This window comes from Affinirhizobium lemnae (assembly GCF_022968395.1).
GTDB classification, from domain to species: Bacteria; Pseudomonadota; Alphaproteobacteria; order Rhizobiales; family Rhizobiaceae; genus Neorhizobium; species Neorhizobium lemnae.
Genome location: NZ_JALJQZ010000047.1, coordinates 1 through 17,569 on the forward strand (window position 1 = coordinate 1; position 17,569 = coordinate 17,569).

Consider the following 17,569-nt stretch of genomic DNA (forward strand, 5'->3'; position numbering starts at 1 on the left):
TCAGTGACACGGCTTATAGGCAAACCAATTTTATCCGTCAACACACGATTTCAAAATCAGTCAACGAAAATGATAAGTGACTGAAATCCAAACGTAATTCTCCTCCATCCACAACAAACCACCCAAAACCTCAAAGCCAAAGCCGCTAAAACAACCACCAAACAGCACACAACGGCACCCTCAGCGCCCGATGCAATCGCCTTGCCCGCGAATTTTCACAATCTATCTCTAGAGCACGCTTTCAATGTCTGTTCGTGGCTGGTTTTGACATGCCGCCTTGAATTTGGCACATCGTAAAGGAATGACCGCGATAGACGGTTGGAAACGGGGATGGCTTCACGACATGGTTCCGCCACGCAACATGGTTTCTTCGCTCGGCAACGAGGAACCGATACTGGCGGATGGCCGTCGTTCTCCTGATCGGCGCGAGATATCACTTCGGTGGCTCTCCGGTACGTTCCTTACTGGAATTACCTCTTCGGTACTCATGGGTGTTGCTCTGTTTGCAGCGCTGGATGGGCGTCAACGTCTGGCAATCCCGGCGGAGGCATTCGCATCCCTTCCGTCTCACGCCAATGATACGGTTTCGCGCGGCAAGCGCCTTTTCGTCGGCAATGTCATCGCCATGCCGACGGACCGCAAGGTGATGGAGGTCTCTACCATGGTGAAGGAGGGGAACCGCGAGGTGGTTCGCAAGCAGCCCTTTTCACATGTTCGGATGACGCTCGCTGCGAACCACGTCACCCAGGAAAATTACCCTAGCTTTGATCCGCTAACGATCTTTTCCACAGGCGAATCCCAACCAGATCCAGGCGGAGCGTCCACGGGCGTGATCTACGGCGCGCAGGTCGAGTCAGAAATCAGCCTGCAGACAGTTGCCTTCCCGACAACGAAAGCGCCTTTGGATTATGCACCTGGCATGACCGTAGACGAAGTCGAGGAAAACGTCCGCTCCAATGGCTCCCTTCTGACGGATGGCAGCAGCCAGATCGCGGCGATGTATTATGTCGACCCGCAACGCTTCGACGGTGAGGACGAAGACGATGTTCTCTCGCTCGGCTCACAGATTTCTGCGCGCATCCTTGAACAGAACATGACTGTATCCGTGCCAGAGCCTGTGACACCAAAAACGCGTGATTATGCTGATGACGTGATACCCATCCGCAGGAATACGACGATTGCAGATGCGCTTGTGGCCGTGGGTTATCCTAAGGAGAAATCCAGCGAGATCGGTCGGGAACTTTCCTCGCGACTGGTCAGTCCCAATCTCGAGCAGGGCGACGTCCTTCGGGTCGGCCTTATCCAGGAAGGGGAGATGGTGTCGGTCATTCGCGTCAGCGTCTACCGGCAGAACGTGCATCTTGCGACCATCGCACTTGACGACCGGGGTACCTATAAGACCGGTCTTGAGCCGAGCCATCTGGATGCCGTGGACACGGCCTTCTCAAATGACAAGCCGGTCATTCTTGCCGGTCGCGACCTACCGAGCGTCTATGATGGGATCTACAAGGCTGCACTTTCCTACGGTATGACGCAGGAAATGACATCGCTGATGGTCAAGCTGCTCGCAAGCACCATAGATCTCCAGGCGCAGTTGAAGCCGAGCGACACGATCGAGGCGTTTTTCTCTGCCGCGAACGACAAGGGTGCGGCCGGACCGAAGTCCGAACTTCTCTATGTCAATGCACGGTTTGGGGATACGACGACACGGTTCTACCGTTTCCAGAATCCTGATGACAATTCGGTGGATTATTTCGATCAGGATGGCAAGAGCATAAGGCAGTTCCTCCTTCGCAACCCCGTTCCAAACGGTCGTTTGACCTCTGGCTTCGGCATGCGGCGACATCCCATTCTCGGCTATTCGCGCATGCATACCGGAACGGACTGGGCGGCCTCTCGTGGCACACCTATCATTGCAACCGGTAACGGCGTAGTTGAAAAGGCCGGATGGGCGTCCGGTTACGGTAACCAGACGATTATTCGTCATGCTAACGGCTATGAAACCTCTTACAACCACCAGAGCGCTATTGCCAAAGGTGTCCGCGAAGGGGCCAAAATCACGCAGGGCCAAGTCATAGGCTATGTGGGCTCGACTGGTTCCTCGACCGGCGCGCATCTGCATTACGAGCTGATCGTCAACGGAACAAAGGTAGATGCGATGAAAGTGCGCCTGCCCGGTGGCAAATCGCTCAGCGGCACCGCGCTTGCCAAGTTCGAGGACGAACGCAAACGCATCGATGCGCTTCTGGCATCCAATACGGGCGAAATGGTCGCAAGCCGTTAAACCACCTGGCGCGGCCAAAATGAGAAATGGCGGCCGGAGCCGCCATTTCAATCCTCCATCACGCTGCTTCGGCAACGTCCTTCCTCACATAGAAGAGCAATCGGTCAGACCCGGCAGAAACCTTCACCGTTGCGCCGTCCACGATCTGGCCGCCCAGAATCTGTTCCGCCAATGGATCCTGGAGATACTTCTGAATGACCCGCTTCAAGGGACGCGCACCGTAAACCGGGTCATAGCCCTTGTCGGCCAACCATTCACGGGCATCGTCGCCAAGCTCGATTGCGATCTTGCGGTCCGCCAAAAGCGACAACAGCCGCTTCATCTGGATATCCACAATCGCGCCCATTTCGTTGCGGCGCAGGCGATGGAACAGAATGATCTCGTCCACGCGGTTCAAGAACTCAGGCCGGAAGGACGCCTTGACGACATCCATCACCTGATCCCGAACGCTATCTACATCCTGATTTTCGCCAAGGCTCGTGAGATACTCGGCGCCAAGGTTCGACGTCATGATGATGATCGTGTTCTTGAAGTCGACAGTCCGACCCTGGCCATCCGTCAGGCGACCATCATCCAGAACCTGAAGCAGCACGTTGAACACGTCCGGATGGGCTTTCTCGATCTCATCGAACAGGACCACCTGGTAGGGCTTGCGGCGAATCGCTTCCGTCAGTGCGCCGCCCTCATCATAGCCGACATAGCCGGGAGGAGCGCCAATCAACCGGGATACAGAGTGCTTCTCCATATATTCCGACATATCGAGGCGAACCATGGCGGTTTCGTCATCGAACAGGAACCGAGCCAGCGACTTCGTCAGCTCCGTCTTGCCCACGCCCGTCGGGCCTAAGAAGATAAACGAGCCGATTGGCCGGTTCGGATCCTGAAGCCCGGCACGGGAACGGCGAACAGCACGGGAAACAGCCTGTACTGCATCGCCCTGCCCTACGACCGATTTCGCCAGCTCGTCTTCCATCCGAAGAAGCTTGTCACGCTCTCCTTCCAGCATCTTGTCGACCGGAATACCTGTCCAGCGCGACACCACATGGGCAATAGCATCCGAGGTCACAACCTCTTGAACCATGGACGTACCAGGCGAATCGCGGTCTTCAGCCTCCTTCAAAGCTTTTTCGAGGTTCGGGATGACACCGTAGGTCAGCTCTCCGGCGCGCTGATATTCGCCCTTGCGCTGGGCAATAGCGAGTTCATTGCGGACCTCGTCGAGTTGGCGCTTCAGATCGGCTGCCAGACCAAGCTTCTGCTTTTCAGACTGCCAACGGGCGGTCAGCGCATCGGCCTGCTCTTCCAGTGCGGTCAGTTCAGTTTCAAGCCGCTTCAAACGGTCCGCAGACGACTGATCGGTTTCCTTCTTCAGCGCCTCACGCTCGATCTTGAGCTGGATTAGACGACGATCGAGTTCATCGAGCTCTTCCGGCTTGGAATCGACCTGCATCCGCAGGCGTGATGCCGCCTCGTCCATCAGGTCGATGGCCTTGTCTGGCAGAAACCGGTCCGTAATGTAGCGGTTGGAAAGTGTTGCAGCAGACACCAGTGCCGAATCGGAGATTCGGACCTTGTGGTGCTGCTCGTACTTTTCCTTCAGACCGCGCAGAATCGAAATCGTATCCTCAACCGTCGGCTCATCGACCACAACGGGCTGGAAACGACGGGCGAGCGCCGGGTCTTTTTCCACGTGCTTGCGGTATTCATCAAGCGTCGTGGCACCAACGCAATGCAACTCACCGCGGGCCAGCGCAGGCTTCAGCAGGTTTGAGGCGTCCATCGCGCCATCAGCCTTGCCAGCGCCGACAAGCGTGTGCATCTCGTCGATGAAGAGGATGATTTCACCATTTTCAGCCTGAACTTCGTTCAGAACGCTCTTCAGGCGCTCTTCGAATTCACCGCGATACTTGGCGCCAGCAATCAGAGCCCCCATATCGAGCGCCATCAATCGCTTATCCTTTAGGCTTTCGGGAACGTCGCCGTCGATGATACGCAGGGCGAGACCTTCGGCGATCGCCGTTTTACCGACACCCGGTTCACCGATCAGAACGGGATTGTTTTTCGTACGACGCGACAGAACCTGGATCGTGCGACGGATCTCGTCGTCGCGACCGATCACGGGATCAAGCCTGCCATCGCGCGCCTCTGCCGTCAGGTCGCGAGCGAATTTCTTGAGCGCGTCAAACCCCTGCTCAGCATTGGCCGAATCCGCGGTGCGTCCTTTTCGGATGTCGTTGATGACCTGGTTGAGCGCCTGAGCAGAAACCCCAGCCTTCTTCAAGGTGGAGGAGGTCGACGCAGTGCCTTCGATGGCTAAAGCAAGCAGCAGGCGCTCCACGGTCACGAAGCTGTCGCCAGCCTTCTTGGCAGCATCTTCTGCTGTCGAGAAAACGCGAGCAAGCGGCTGCGAGAGATACACCTGCCCGTTACCGCCGGAAACCTTTGGCAGTTTGGCGAGCGCCGCATCATTTCCCAACCGTGCTTCCTTCGCGTTCCCGCCAGCGCGCTCGATAAGAGACGATGCCATGCCTTGGTCATCGTCGAGCAGCACCTTGAGGACATGCTCCGGGGTGAATTGCTGATGGCCTTCCGACAGAGCATGCGTCTGGGCGGACTGGAGAAAACCGCGAACGCGCTCGGAATATTTTTCGATATTCATTTATGAACCTCCGTAGATCGCCCTGCCCTTATAAGGCACAGGCCGATAGTTGGGTTTGAGCTCCCTCAAAGGCGAGCCCTTCCTGTCCGGTCTTTTCCAAACAGGACTTCGAGAAAGATATGGGAGGATTTTTTTCGAGTTTAAAGACGTCTCAAATGAAAAACCCCGGCTGTCGCCAGGGTTCCTCAAAAATCACACTCGGCGCGCTAATGTAGCTTGGACAGCGCGCGCGTTTCCGTCCGTCGCCTTATTCCGAGGCAACATCTTCAAGCGCCGGTGCATCGGAACCTGCAGCTTCAGCACCTTCCTCGCTTTCCGCCGTGCGGCGTGGACGACGTGGACGGATGCCCGGGGTGCGACGACGGGTCTGGCGCTGCGGCTGAGCGGTGGCACCTTCTTCTTCCAAGGCGACCTCGGCCGGCACACCTTCGATGACTGGCTGCGGACCAGTGCCATCGACAACGGCGTTCTCATCGAGAATCGGCGCAGGAGCGGCCTGAACGGGAGCACGTCTTGGTTCGCGCGGCTCTCTCTGCTCTCTTGTCTCTCTCTGTTCACGAGGCTCGCGAGGCTCACGCGGTTCTCTGCCTTCGCGTGGCTCCCTTTGCTCACGCGGCTGCTGGTGGTCGCGGTGTTCACGAGGCTGCTGCGATTGCGGCTGAGGAGCGCTCATCTGCGGCTGGTTGCCGCCGTTGTCGTCAACATCACCTCCATCCGTATCGTCCTGCTCGCGCTCATTATAATCGTGGCGATCATCGCGCTGGTAGCGTTCCTGCATCTGGGCCTGAGCCGCAGCAATGATACGATTGTAGTGTTCGGCGTGCTGCAAATAGTTTTCAGCCATGACGCGGTCGCCAGCGCTCTGGGCATCGCGAGCCAATGTGGCGTATTTTTCGGCTACGTGCTGAGCCGTACCACGAATTTTTATATCTGGGCCTGAACTGTCATAGGTCCGGGTCAGTGGGTTGGAACCCTTGCGGTTAAAATTGTTACCGCCGCCGCCACCGCCGCCATTCTGGTTGTTGTTATTACCACGCCCCCGACCACGCTTATTCTGCTGTCCTGGCCTCATCGATTTTTCACCTGAATTCTTTGTGCTTTGCTGATTAAGGGCCACGCGGCTGCCCGTTCTTTCGGTGCAGTCTTCACGTGCCGCAAGCAAGCGGATCGATCCGTCCTGCTGCTGGTGGAAGTCAGTTTATCTGATGCACGCACCAGGTCTTGTTCAACCTCGGAAGCTCTCCAAGGAGAGCAGTTTGCGGTTGAGCTTAAATTGAACGAATCTCCGCTCACTCCCAGCCGCCCAATGCGTGCGTGCAAACTAGCCCGCTTCTTGTCCAATTCCAAGCCTTTTCTTTCGCGACTGCAACAACCTGCTAAATCGTGGCAGAACCATCGTTTTTTTGCGCAAAAACAAGAACGCGGTCATTTCCGCCGTAATCTCGTACGGCGAATTCTAAAGTATATCCACAGCTGATAAAGATACCCGTCACCAGTTGCTTCTGATGATAGCCAATTTCGACCGCTATAATTCCACCATGCTCAAGGTGGTCTCCTGCAGCACTGGCAATGTTCCGATAGGCATCGAGCCCATCCTTGCCGCCATCGAGTGCAAGGTGGGGATCGAACAGCCGCACCTCAGGTTCCAGCTGTGGAATGACCGCTGTTTCGATATACGGCGGATTCGACACGATTATGTCGAACCGGCCTGTAACATGCTCGAACCACCAACTTTCGAGCGTCGTGAAACGCTGGCCTATCCCATTGAGGTCGGCATTGACCTTGGCCGTTTCAAGGGCGTCCGTTGAAATATCGACACCCAGGCCTGTGAACTGCGGCAGTTCATGCAGCAATGCAAGCGCAATGGCGCCCGTTCCTGTGCCAAGATCCAGAAGCCGGGGAGAAGATACTCGCTGTGCGATTTCCTGACCGAACGGCAGAAGAGCCTCGACAAGAACCTCTGTATCAGGGCGCGGCTCCAGTGTGCCAGGAGACAATTTCAGCTTGAGATCTCTAAACTCCCGTTCGCCCAGAATGCGATGCACAGGCTCGCGCCCCAGGCGCCGCTGAATTGCGCCTTCAATACGCGCAACGTCTGCAGCCGCAATCTCCTGATCTCCCTTGATCAGTAGATCCTTCGTTTCCAGCCCCAGCAGACTGAGCACCAGCATGCGTGCATCGAAGGCAGCGTCAGCAATTCCTGCCTCCGCGAAGCGAGCCTTGCATTGCGCCACGAGCTGCGCGGGCCGCATGGTCAACCCTGCTCGCCTAGTTGAGCCAGCTGACCTGCCTGATAATCGGAGATCAGGGCGTCCACCATCTCGTCTATATCGCCCTCGATCATCCGATCCAGCTTATAGAGCGTCAGATTGATGCGGTGATCGGTTACACGGCCCTGCGGAAAATTATAGGTACGGATGCGCTCAGAACGGTCGCCTGAACCGACCTGGCTCTTGCGGTCGGCGGAGCGTTCGCTGTCGGCCTTCTGTCTCTCTATGTCATAGAGACGAGATCGCAATACCTGCATGGCCTTGGCCCGGTTCTGGTGCTGTGACTTTTCCGAACTGGTCACAATCAGGCCGGTCGGCAAATGGGTGATTCGCACCGCGGAATCGGTCGTGTTGACGTGCTGTCCGCCTGCGCCAGAGGAGCGCATCGTGTCAATCCGGATGTCTTCCGGCCGGATTTCGATGTCGATGTCTTCCGCTTCAGGCAGAACGGCAACCGTTGCAGCAGAGGTGTGAATTCGGCCACTGGCCTCGGTTTCGGGAACGCGCTGAACCCGGTGCACGCCCGATTCGAACTTCAGCTTGGCAAAGGCGCCGCGGCCGGACACCGTCGCGATGATTTCCTTGTAGCCACCGGCCTCGCCTTCGCTTGCAGAGAGAACTTCGACTTTCCAACCCTTTGTGGAGGAAAAGCGCTCGTACATCCGGAAAAGATCGCCTGCAAAAAGTGCCGCTTCCGAGCCTCCCGTCCCTGCCCGGATTTCCAGGATGGCGCTTTTTTCATCCGCAGCATCCTTGGGCAGCAGCAGGATCTGCATCTGCTGCTCCAGCGCTTCCACTTTTTCCTGGGCTTCCGGCAGTTCCAGCTCGGCCAGTTCACGCATCTCGCGATCCGTCGCCTTGTCGGCCAGGAGGGCGCGTAGATCTGCTTCCTCTGCAACGGCTTTCTGGTATTCGCGGATTTTCGTCACAACCGGCTGCAGCTCGGAATATTCCGAGGCCAGCTTGACATAGACATCGGCAGCAGGGCCTTCCGCCATGCGTGCCTCGATTTCACCAAAGCGGCGCTCCAGCTCGCGCATCTTGTCGACAGGAAGCTTCGCCACCCTACTCAACTCCAGTCATGTCTGTGATCACGACAACGGAATATTGTGGGAAGCCGCAAAGCTTACCAACAGTTCCCGTATCGACGTGTTGGAACGGTGATCGTCCAGCACTTGGTTCAATTGTTCTGCCAGGAGATCGACGTCAAGACCGAGCAGCATGGCTTTGACCGGTCCGATGGACGTCGGCGTCATGGAAACGGAGCGGAAGCCGATTGCAAGCAGCGCCATCGCAGAGAGAGGTTTGCCAGCCATTTCACCGCACAGCGTCAGTGGCGTCTTGTTGCGATCTGCCGCCCGCACGATGTCGCGCAGGATCCGCAGGAACGGCTTCCCAAGAATATCGAAGCGATCGGATACACGGGCATTGCCGCGATCCGCCGCCATCGAGAACTGGAACAGATCGTTGGAACCAACCGAGACGAAATCTACCTCCGTCATCAACTCGTCCAGTTGCCACATCAGGGCCGGCACTTCGAGCATGGCTCCGAACTGCAACTTGCGGGGCAGGCTGTGGCCGAATTTCGAGAGATGCTGGACTTCCTTCTGCATCAGGTCGCGCACCGCCCGGATTTCGGAGACTTCCGTCACCATGGGCAGCATCATCTTGAGCTCTGCGCCGGCAGACGCCCGCAGCAGCGCACGCAACTGGGTACGCAGAAGACCTGGGCGATCGAGCGACAAGCGGATTGCGCGCCATCCCAGAGCCGGATTTTCCTCTTCCTGGGCACGGAAATAGGAAACAACCTTGTCTCCACCAATGTCCAGCGTCCGGAATGTGACGGGGTGACCTGCCGACTGACGCAGCACATTGCGGTAGAAAGCTTCCTGCTCTTCTAGCTTCGGCATCTGCGAGGCGATCATGAACTGAAGTTCTGTCCGAAACAGACCGATACCATCGGCGCCTGATTCAGCCAGTTGCGGCAGGTCGACAAGTAGGCCTGCATTCATCAGGAGGCTGATCCGCTTGCCGTCACGTGTGACGGGATCCACATCGCGCAGAGCCCTGAACTGCTCTTGGCGACGCGCCCGCAGACGAACCTTTTCCTCATAGGCCTTTACGAGGTCCGTCACCGGACGCAGATGAACCTGACCCTCATCCCCATCAATGATGACCGAATCGCCGTTTTCCGCCAGCGCCACAACACCGGCGGCCTGACCGATAACAGGAATACCCATCGCACGGGCAACAATCACCACATGGCTTGTGACCGCTCCATCTTCCAGCACGAGGCCACGCAGATTGGCGCGCGGATAGTCCAGAAGCTCGGCGGCACCCATCGCGCGGGCAAAAACGATTGCATCGCTCGGGAAGCTCTGATCCATGGCACGGCCGGAAAAGCCGGTGAGCTGCCGCAGCAGACGGTTCGCCAGATCATCGAAATCGTGCATCCGTTCGCGCAGATACGGGTCCGTCAGGCGCATCATCCGAGCCTTGGTGTCGCTCTGTACCTTTTCGACGGCTGCTTCCGCCGTCAAACCGTTGCGGATGGCCTCTTCCATCCGTCGAACCCAACCCTGATCGTGGGCGAACATGCGGTATGTCTCAAGAACCTCGCGGTGCTCGCCCTCTTGCGCCACTTCGCGACGCGACAGCATATCATCAATGGACAGCCGCAGCGAACCGATGGCTTCCGCCAGACGGCTGATTTCCTTGTCAGCGTCCTCGTTCAGGAGATTGGTAACGACGACGCGCGGCTCATGCAGAACGACATGGCCGAGACCGATACCTTCATTGTAACCATCGGCATCGATGGTGATGGCACGGGTGAGATCCAGCTCAAGACCCGGCTGGGTAATCTTCTTCAGTTCTCCGGTCGCAATCATCTCGGCGATCACCATTGCGGTGGTTTCCATCGCCTCTACCTCGTCTTCGCGGTAGTTGCGCTGCGCCTTGTTCTGAACGACGAGAACGCCCAAAGTGCGACCGGCTCTCAGGATCGGCACACCGAGGAACGAATGGTAGATTTCCTCTCCCGTTTCAGGGAGATAGCGGAATGCTGGATGCGCCTGCGCATCCGAAAGATTGAGTGGTTGGGCAGATGCGGCAATCGTGCCGACAAGACCTTGCCCCATTTTCAATTGGGCAAGGTGAACGGCATCCTTGTTGAGACCTTCGGTAGCATAAAGTTCGAGCACGCCATCCGAACGCAACACATAGACCGAACACACTTCGGCCACCATGTTGCTGGCAATCTGGCGAACGATCCGGTCAAGACGCTCCTGCGGCTCGAGCGGTTCAGCCATCAGTTCCCGCAATCTTTTAAGCAGGACGCGCGGGCCCGCCGACAGGTCTCTCATCGGCATCTGTACTCCCGAATCTATCATTCATTCTATCCGGAAGATCATGCGCCGCCCATTCGGACGACGCAACCGCGCCGGTTCGATATCAACTCTTATCGAGACCGTAAGCAGAATGCAAAGTGCGAACCGCAAGTTCCGAATAGGCGCCGTCGATCAGGATCGAGATCTTGATCTCGGATGTGGTGATCGCACGGATGTTGATGCTCTTCTCGGCAAGCGCCTTGAAGGCCGTTGCAGCAACGCCGGCATGGCTGCGCATGCCGATACCGACAACGGAAACCTTGCACATGCCGGTTTCGTTCTGCACGACGTCGAAGCCGATCTTGTCTTTGTTGGAATGCAGAACCTGCATTGCCTTTTCAACGTCACCAAACGGCACGGTGAACGTCATGTCGGTCTTCGAACCGTCTTCAGAAATATTCTGGACGATCATGTCGACATTGATGTGCGCTTCAGCGAGCGGGCCAAAGATAGCGGCTGATACGCCGGGGCGGTCCGCTACGCGGCGCAACGAAATCTGCGCTTCATCCTTGGCATAGGCGATGCCGGTAACGACTTCCTGTTCCACGATCTCTTCCTCGTCGCAAATCAAAGTGCCGGGCGGATTGATGAGGTCACCCATGCCCGGCGCATCGGGATCCTCGAAACTGGAGCGAACGAAGGTGCGAACCTTGTGCACCATGGCAAGCTCGACAGAGCGAACCTGCAAAACCTTCGCGCCGAGGGAGGCCATTTCCAGCATTTCCTCGAACGAAATCTTCTTCATGCGCCGCGCCTTGGGCACGATGCGTGGATCCGTGGTGTAGACGCCGTCCACATCCGTGTAGATGTCGCAGCGGTCCGCCTTGACTGCCGCAGCAATGGCGACTGCAGATGTATCGGACCCACCACGGCCGAGCGTCGCGATGCGATTGTCCGGACCCAGGCCCTGGAAGCCAGCAATTACGGCCACCTGGCCCTCGCCCATGCGGCGGATTATGTCGGAACCGTCGATATCGAGAATGCGGGCAGCGCCATGCGCATTATCGGTTCTGATCGGGATCTGCCAACCCTGCCAGGAACGGGCATTGATGCCCATGGATTGCAGTGCAATGGCCAGAAGACCGGATGTCACCTGCTCGCCAGATGCCACGACGGCGTCATATTCGCGCGCATCGTAGAATGGCGAAGAGGCACCGGCCACCTTCGGCGTATCCTGTACCCAGCCTACAAGTTCGTTTGTCTTGCCCGACATTGCGGAGACGACAACGGCCACTTCATGGCCTGCGTCGACTTCGCGTTTTACATGGCGCGCAACGTTATGGATGCGCTCGAGATTGGCGACCGAGGTGCCGCCGAACTTCATGACAATGCGTGCCATCGCTGATCAAAACCACCTTTGCGCGCCGTTGGGAGCGGGCGCGACTTGAACCCCGTTGGCGCTGACCTTGGCGGCCAGAGCTTGCGGCGTCGTCTTAGCGAAAAGGTTAGTTGGGCGCAACGGAAAAGCGATTCGTTGCGGAAGGTCGCTCGGATGCGAAAGAAATGGCAAAGCAGGGTTGCGTGGACCGCCTCTGCGGCAGCCCACGCAGTCTACAATCAGTTGCCCGGAATTTCGCACGGATTGCCCGGCGTGCAACCCCGGAAGCCGCCGCGGAACTGACGACCGGGATCAGCCTCCTCGACCTGCGGCTGCGGCATCGGACGGGGACGCTCGGACTCGCCCGGGCGGTTTTCGCCCTGACGATTGTCCCAACGCGGATCCCGACGTTCCGGCTCGCGATTATCCCAGCGCGGATCGCGACGGTCGCCATTGTCATAGCGGTTCCGGTCTTCGTAGCGATACCGATCGCGGTCGCGGTTCCAGTCCGGTTCCGGCCTGCGATCGCTCCAGCCCGGAGGTGGAGGCGGCGGCAGATCACGACGGTAATCCCAGCTGCGCCAGCGATCCCGCTCGCGATAGAAGTCGCGATCGCGATAGTAGCGGCCCCAGTAGGTATCCACGTCAAACGTAATGGTTGGAATGCCGAGCGAGCGATAATAGTTCGGCGCAACATAGACGCGGTTCTGACGGAACGTTGCCTGGATATAGTTGCCGGAAACCCAGCCGCGACCACGCGCAAATGTCACGTCGCACCAGTTGACGGTATTCAGGCAACCATTGATGACGATCGGCGCACCGACCGGAATAACCACCACAGCCGGATAACGCGTGCTGGGTCCGGACCGCATGTTGACATTGGCCGTGGCAAAACCATTGGTCGCGGCGGATGCAACAGCCGGAACCGCACATAGACCCGCGACTGCCAAAGCCTTTAAAATATGACGTCTCACAGGTTTCCTCCTCGGGAAATCTTGTTTTCGCTTGTTCAACGTCCCTTCTGCGCTCACAGAACCATGTCGAATTTGGTTTTTTTAAGTCGCTCGATGACAGAAGAGAATCGAAACGGGTCCACCCCATCGCCAAGAGATGTGCCCGATTAGCCTCTGCGACAAGACGGCAGGCTTGACAAGTGAGCCGCTCCAACCGACTTGACGTACAATCAAGGATCAAGGAGCCGAACAATGTCCGATACCGCGACCACAATTGATCAAGGTGAAGTGGATCGTTTCTCCGCCATGGCGGCAGAATGGTGGAATCCCACCGGCAAGTTCAAGCCGCTCCACAAGTTCAATCCGGTTCGGCTGAGCTATATTCGTGACCAGGTCTGCGAAAACTTTGGCCGCGATCCCAAAAGCAGCCGACCCTTCGAAGGTCTTCGCTTTCTGGATATCGGTTGCGGCGGCGGTCTTCTGTCAGAGCCGATGGCCCGGATGGGCGCGACCGTCGTCGGAGCAGATCCTTCGGAGAAAAACGTCCGGATCGCCCAGACGCATGCAGCCGAAAGCGGGGTTTCCGTCGATTACCGTGCGGTAACCGCCGAGCAGCTTGCCGAAGCGGGTGAAAGCTTCGATGTCGTGCTCAACATGGAAGTCGTCGAGCACGTTGCAGATGTGAATCTGTTCATCAGCACCTGCGCTTCCATGGTGCGTCCAGGCGGACTGATGTTCATCGCCACCATCAACCGCACCTTCAAGGCCAATGCGCTGGCGATCTTCGCCGCGGAAAACATCCTCCGCTGGCTGCCCAAGGGTACACATTCCTACGACAAGCTGGTGAAACCGGAAGAAATCGAACGTCCCCTTACCGCCAGCGGCATGGATGTCATTCATCGCACCGGCGTGTTCTACAATGTTCTTCAGGACCGTTGGAATTTATCGAGGGACATGGATGTGAACTATATGCTGCTCACCAAGCGGCCGCCTTCTGCCTGACGGATCAGTTGGCATCCTCCGGCAGCACCGGAAGCGGCGCGACCTCGATCCCCTCGTCGATGAGCTCGCGCACCTCGTTCAGGCTCGCCTGTCCGATGATACCGCGCTGCTCCGTCTCGCCGTAATGGATTTTCCGCGCCTCTTCGGGAAACCGCTCGCCCACATCTTCAGCGGAGGAGCGAATGGTCTGAACCGCCTCGCGCAGCTTCGCAATCGCCTCCTGCCGGGCAATATCCATGGCAACCTGCTGCCGTTGTTCCTGTTTGCGGGCCGTGGAAACAGACGGAGCCATCAACGCCTTGGAGACGGACGCGGAGTTGCAGACCGGGCACGTTAGAAAACCACTTTCCACCTGCTGATCAAAATCGGAACTCGACGAAAACCAACCCTCGAAGGAGTGGGCGTTGTCGCAGACAAGGGTGTAACGGATCACACTGCGATCCTCTCCGCCGTGAGACCTACCTCCTCGAGCGAAAAGTCTCTTGCATTGCGTAGGTTGGGAATCTTGCGCCGTGCTGCAGCCACCTCACCCACATCCACATCCGCAACCAGAACCGCTTCTCCTTCGCCGGGCGCTTCGGCCAGCACGCGCCCCCACGGATCGATGATCATCGAATGGCCATAGGTTTCGCGACCGTCTTCATGCTTGCCGCCCTGGGCAGCGGCCAGCAGAAAGGCGCCGTTTTCGATCGCGCGGGCGCGCAGGAGAATTTCCCAATGCGCCTCCCCCGTCTGGCGGGTGAAAGCAGCGGGAACAGTCAGAATTTCGGCACCGGCCAAGGCTTCGGTGCGGAACAATTGCGGAAAGCGCACGTCATAGCAGATTGCGAAACCAAGCTTTCCAAAGGGAAGTGATGCGACGCGCGCCGCCTCGCCCGCCTCATAGGCAGAGCTTTCCCGCCAGCTTTCACCATTGTCCAGATCGACATCGAACATATGGATCTTGTCATAGGCGCAGACTTTGGACCCATCCGGTGCTGCCAGAAAACCACGATTGGCGATCTTGCCGTCGGGGCGGCCGATAGCCGTCGAACCGACATGAACATAGACGCCCAACTCCTTTGCCAGCGACCGCGCACGCGAAATTATGAGATCACTTTCCTCATCGCCAAGGCTGGCGCGCAAGGCAGCACGATCGCGTTGCAGCGCTCCGGTCATTTCCGGTGTCTGGATGTAGACGGCACCCTGGTCAACCGCCTGACGAACAAGCCGCTCCATGGCGTTGGCATTTCGACCGACATCAACCCCGGAGCACATCTGAACCACAGCAAGCTTTGCCATGTCATTCAACCTCACGCCGCCAGAAGCGGATCCAGCTTGCCATCGCGATCCAGCGCGTGGATGTCGTCGCAACCGCCAACATGCTGACCATTGATGAAAATCTGCGGAAAGGTCGTCCGGCCATTGGCCTTGCTGATCATCTCCTGGCGCAATTCCTGGGAGAATGTAGCGTCATGCTCGACAAAATCGACGCCCTTCGACTGGAGAAGCGACTTCGCCCGCGCGCAGTAGCCGCACATCTGGCGCGTATAGATGACAACTTCGGCCATATCCTCAATCCCCTTATCGAGCACGTCCCTATTGACTGTCATATAGGCTCAGGAACAGCCATTGCAAAGCTCAAAACCGTGATATCGACTGCACCTGCGCGCCGCAAAACCCGCGATGCCGCGGAAATTGTCGCACCCGTTGTATAGACGTCATCCACCAGCACGACGCGTTTTCCAAAGACATCGTTTTCATGGCCCTTCGCCATCCTGAACGCGGCGCGGAGATTTTCCTCGCGACCGGACGCTGTGAGGCCGACCTGGCGGCGGGTCCGCTTTCGCCGGATGAGGGATGCCGCCATCATGGGACGATCGGAAAGGCGCGCCAGATGACGACAGAGTTCCTCCGCCTGGTTGAACCGGCGCGAGAAGAGCCGCGTCCAGTGCAAGGGAACCGGAATGATGATGTCGCAGGCCTGTAATTCGCTGTGAGCAGCACGCGCCATCCAGGCGGCCAGCATGGGGGCGAGTTCCGTCCTGTCCTTGTACTTGAGAGAATGGACGAGACCTCGCGCCGGGCCTTCATGTAACGCCACGCTTCTGAGGCGATCAAAGGGCGGCGGTTCGGCAATGGCCTGCGCTGACACTATGCCCTCTCCCTGATCCCGTCGGAATGGAATGCCAAGCACTTCGCAATAGGGACGTTCGATGAAACGCATGTCGCGCCAGCAATTGGGGCACAGCGCATAATGTCGCCTGGTCCGGATACCGCAGGCAGCACAGGCTGGCGGATAGATGGTATCGAGAATGGGGCGAACCAGAAGCATCGCCCATCGTTTTACAAAATTCCTGTCGTGTCCGGGCAAAACAAGCCCCATATGAACAGATCTCCAGAAATGCTCTATCGAATTGTTTTATGCAGTCCGGACGTAAAACCGCTGACGCACTTTGACTGGACGTGCTTTGGAGAGACACTCAAACGGCATTGATAGAAAAGACAAACGAATTCAAATGAAGACGCTATCTATCATGCTGAACCCCAACGCGATAGAAGACGCATGCCGCGCGGACCTTCGACATTATCGGTAAGTATCATCATGGACATTCTCTTCGATCTGGATCTGGTCACCGCGCGACGGGAACGCGCCGCACGCATGTTACAGCCCGGCAGTGACTTCCTGCTGAACATCGTGGCGCAAGAACTGGCGGAAAGACTGTCCGTGGTTGAGCGTCAGTTTGACGACGCCGTGGAACTGCACGGCGCCACAGGTCTTGCTGCGGCGCGTGCCATGGCAACGGGACGCATTGGAAAGCTGAGTAGGATAGAGACCGGTAGCGTGTTTGCCACATCGGGGCGTACAATCGAGCCTGCAGGTCTTGAAGAGGTGCCGCTTGAGGATCAGTCGGTCAATCTCATTCTCTCGCCCCTCGCGCTTCATGTCACCAATGATACGCCAGGCATGCTCATCCGCATGCGCCGCGCCCTAAAGCCCGACGGCCTGCTTCTGGCAGCAATCCCCGGTGCGGGAACCTTGCAGGAATTGCGCGAGGTATTGCTGGCCGCAGAGGCGGAAATCTATGCAGGAGCCAGCCCACGCGTCATTCCCTTTGCGGATGTGCGCGATATTGGCGGACTGTTGCAGCGGGCGGGCTTCGCGCTTCCGGTGATCGACGCGGAAAACTACACTGTTCGTTACGACACGATCTTCGATCTCATGCGCGACCTGCGTGCCATGGGCATGACGAATCCGTTGAGCGGACGCAGCCGCAAACCTGTCTCACGCCAGTTCTTCATGCGAGCCGCGCAAATCTATGCGGAGCGGTTTTCCGATGCGGACGATCGTATACGCGCGACGTTCTCCATCGTTTATGCGTCTGGATGGGCGCCGCATGAAAGCCAGCAGAAACCGCTTAAACCCGGCTCCGCCAAAATGCGCCTCGCCGACGCACTGAAACCGAAATAGGCTGGAAAATCCCGGTCGACGACTCGTCAACCTTTGATGAGATCATTGATCGTTGTAAACATTGCGCTGAGATTGTCTGAAAAGGCGCCGATCCCTAGAATGAGAGCTCCTCCGATGATACCAGCGAGAAGCCCATATTCGACGGCTGTCGCACCTTCAGCATGACGGAGATATCTCATAATCCAGAACAATCTAATCTCCGTTGCTACCGCATCGATTGTATTTTACAATCTTGGGATTATACCA

The 17,569-nt window shown here is 57.6% G+C and carries 15 protein-coding genes; 3 read left to right on the plus strand and 12 right to left on the minus strand.

Features of this window, described 5'->3' with window-relative positions; translation table 11 throughout:
* The first annotated feature begins 343 nt into the window (after nucleotides 1-343).
* On the plus strand, nucleotides 344-2,284 hold the full coding sequence (locus MUU53_RS19515) for a M23 family metallopeptidase (RefSeq protein ID WP_247262378.1): 1,941 nt from the start codon (nucleotides 344-346) through the stop codon (nucleotides 2,282-2,284).
* 58 nt (nucleotides 2,285-2,342) lie between these two features.
* On the opposite strand, the gene clpB is transcribed toward MUU53_RS19515, so the two are convergent.
* The 7 genes from clpB to MUU53_RS19550 form a co-directional block, all read right to left on the minus strand.
* On the minus strand, nucleotides 2,343-4,943 hold the full coding sequence (clpB, locus tag MUU53_RS19520) for an ATP-dependent chaperone ClpB (protein WP_247262379.1): 2,601 nt from the start codon (nucleotides 4,941-4,943) through the stop codon (nucleotides 2,343-2,345).
* Between the two features lie 247 nt (nucleotides 4,944-5,190).
* The gene (locus MUU53_RS19525; RefSeq protein ID WP_247262380.1) at nucleotides 5,191-6,015 is read right to left on the minus strand and encodes a DUF4167 domain-containing protein; all 825 of its coding nucleotides are present in this window, start codon (nucleotides 6,013-6,015) and stop codon (nucleotides 5,191-5,193) included.
* A gap of 304 nt (nucleotides 6,016-6,319) precedes the next feature.
* A complete protein-coding gene (gene prmC, locus MUU53_RS19530) occupies nucleotides 6,320-7,195 on the minus strand; it encodes a peptide chain release factor N(5)-glutamine methyltransferase (protein WP_247262381.1) in 876 nt (291 codons plus the stop codon).
* A 2-nt stretch (nucleotides 7,196-7,197) separates the two neighbouring features.
* The gene (gene prfA, locus MUU53_RS19535) at nucleotides 7,198-8,277 is read right to left on the minus strand and encodes a peptide chain release factor 1 (RefSeq protein WP_165134335.1); all 1,080 of its coding nucleotides are present in this window, start codon (nucleotides 8,275-8,277) and stop codon (nucleotides 7,198-7,200) included.
* A gap of 27 nt (nucleotides 8,278-8,304) precedes the next feature.
* Nucleotides 8,305-10,575, minus strand: coding sequence for a phosphoenolpyruvate--protein phosphotransferase (gene ptsP / locus MUU53_RS19540; RefSeq protein ID WP_062556274.1), 2,271 nt, complete (start codon nucleotides 10,573-10,575; stop codon nucleotides 8,305-8,307).
* A gap of 88 nt (nucleotides 10,576-10,663) precedes the next feature.
* Nucleotides 10,664-11,938 (minus strand): aspartate kinase, encoded by a 1,275-nt coding sequence (locus MUU53_RS19545; protein WP_247262382.1) that lies wholly within the window; start codon nucleotides 11,936-11,938, stop codon nucleotides 10,664-10,666.
* Between the two features lie 218 nt (nucleotides 11,939-12,156).
* Nucleotides 12,157-12,891, minus strand: a complete 735-nt coding sequence (locus MUU53_RS19550) for an SH3 domain-containing protein (protein ID WP_247262383.1) — start codon at nucleotides 12,889-12,891, stop codon at nucleotides 12,157-12,159.
* Between the two features lie 231 nt (nucleotides 12,892-13,122).
* On the opposite strand from MUU53_RS19550, the gene ubiG reads away from it, so the two are divergent.
* Complete coding sequence (ubiG, locus tag MUU53_RS19555; RefSeq protein WP_247262384.1) at nucleotides 13,123-13,872, plus strand: bifunctional 2-polyprenyl-6-hydroxyphenol methylase/3-demethylubiquinol 3-O-methyltransferase UbiG; 750 nt, start codon at nucleotides 13,123-13,125, stop codon at nucleotides 13,870-13,872.
* 4 nt (nucleotides 13,873-13,876) lie between these two features.
* On the opposite strand, the gene MUU53_RS19560 is transcribed toward ubiG, so the two are convergent.
* The 4 genes from MUU53_RS19560 to MUU53_RS19575 are packed head-to-tail and all read right to left on the minus strand — an operon-like array spanning nucleotide 13,877 to nucleotide 16,186.
* Entirely contained in the window at nucleotides 13,877-14,305 is a 429-nt protein-coding gene (locus MUU53_RS19560; protein ID WP_247262385.1) for a DUF1178 family protein, read from the minus strand.
* Nucleotides 14,302-15,153, minus strand: a complete 852-nt coding sequence (locus MUU53_RS19565) for a carbon-nitrogen hydrolase family protein (protein ID WP_247262386.1) — start codon at nucleotides 15,151-15,153, stop codon at nucleotides 14,302-14,304. The genes MUU53_RS19560 and MUU53_RS19565 overlap by 4 nt, the downstream gene beginning before the upstream one ends.
* An 11-nt stretch (nucleotides 15,154-15,164) precedes the next feature.
* Nucleotides 15,165-15,422: a glutaredoxin 3 gene (gene grxC / locus MUU53_RS19570; protein WP_247262387.1), complete on the minus strand. Its 258-nt coding sequence runs from the start codon at nucleotides 15,420-15,422 to the stop codon at nucleotides 15,165-15,167.
* A 38-nt stretch (nucleotides 15,423-15,460) separates the two neighbouring features.
* On the minus strand, nucleotides 15,461-16,186 hold the full coding sequence (locus MUU53_RS19575) for a ComF family protein (RefSeq protein ID WP_247262388.1): 726 nt from the start codon (nucleotides 16,184-16,186) through the stop codon (nucleotides 15,461-15,463).
* A 270-nt stretch (nucleotides 16,187-16,456) separates the two neighbouring features.
* Here MUU53_RS19575 and MUU53_RS19580 point away from each other — a divergent pair, with 270 nt between their 5' ends.
* Entirely contained in the window at nucleotides 16,457-17,323 is an 867-nt protein-coding gene (locus tag MUU53_RS19580) for a methyltransferase domain-containing protein (RefSeq protein ID WP_247262389.1), read from the plus strand.
* A 26-nt stretch (nucleotides 17,324-17,349) separates the two neighbouring features.
* Here MUU53_RS19580 and MUU53_RS23255 read toward each other — a convergent pair whose 3' ends face one another.
* A complete protein-coding gene (locus MUU53_RS23255; RefSeq protein ID WP_281435203.1) occupies nucleotides 17,350-17,502 on the minus strand; it encodes a Flp family type IVb pilin in 153 nt (50 codons plus the stop codon).
* Nucleotides 17,503-17,569: the final 67 nt, after the last annotated feature.

Excerpts from the sequence above, each read along its gene's own strand:
- MUU53_RS19515 (WP_247262378.1), top strand. The coding sequence starts at position 344 with ATGGTTCCGCCACGCAACATGGTTTCTTCGCTCGGCAACGAGGAACCG.
- clpB (WP_247262379.1), bottom strand. The coding sequence starts at position 4,943 with ATGAATATCGAAAAATATTCCGAGCGCGTTCGCGGTTTTCTCCAGTCC.
- MUU53_RS19525 (WP_247262380.1), bottom strand. The coding sequence starts at position 6,015 with ATGAGGCCAGGACAGCAGAATAAGCGTGGTCGGGGGCGTGGTAATAAC.
- prmC (WP_247262381.1), bottom strand. The coding sequence starts at position 7,195 with ATGCGGCCCGCGCAGCTCGTGGCGCAATGCAAGGCTCGCTTCGCGGAG.
- ptsP (WP_062556274.1), bottom strand. The coding sequence starts at position 10,575 with ATGAGAGACCTGTCGGCGGGCCCGCGCGTCCTGCTTAAAAGATTGCGG.
- MUU53_RS19545 (WP_247262382.1), bottom strand. The coding sequence starts at position 11,938 with ATGGCACGCATTGTCATGAAGTTCGGCGGCACCTCGGTCGCCAATCTC.
- ubiG (WP_247262384.1), top strand. The coding sequence starts at position 13,123 with ATGTCCGATACCGCGACCACAATTGATCAAGGTGAAGTGGATCGTTTC.
- MUU53_RS19565 (WP_247262386.1), bottom strand. The coding sequence starts at position 15,153 with ATGGCAAAGCTTGCTGTGGTTCAGATGTGCTCCGGGGTTGATGTCGGT.
- grxC (WP_247262387.1), bottom strand. The coding sequence starts at position 15,422 with ATGGCCGAAGTTGTCATCTATACGCGCCAGATGTGCGGCTACTGCGCG.
- MUU53_RS19575 (WP_247262388.1), bottom strand. The coding sequence starts at position 16,186 with ATGCTTCTGGTTCGCCCCATTCTCGATACCATCTATCCGCCAGCCTGT.
- MUU53_RS19580 (WP_247262389.1), top strand. The coding sequence starts at position 16,457 with ATGGACATTCTCTTCGATCTGGATCTGGTCACCGCGCGACGGGAACGC.
- MUU53_RS23255 (WP_281435203.1), bottom strand. The coding sequence starts at position 17,502 with ATGAGATATCTCCGTCATGCTGAAGGTGCGACAGCCGTCGAATATGGG.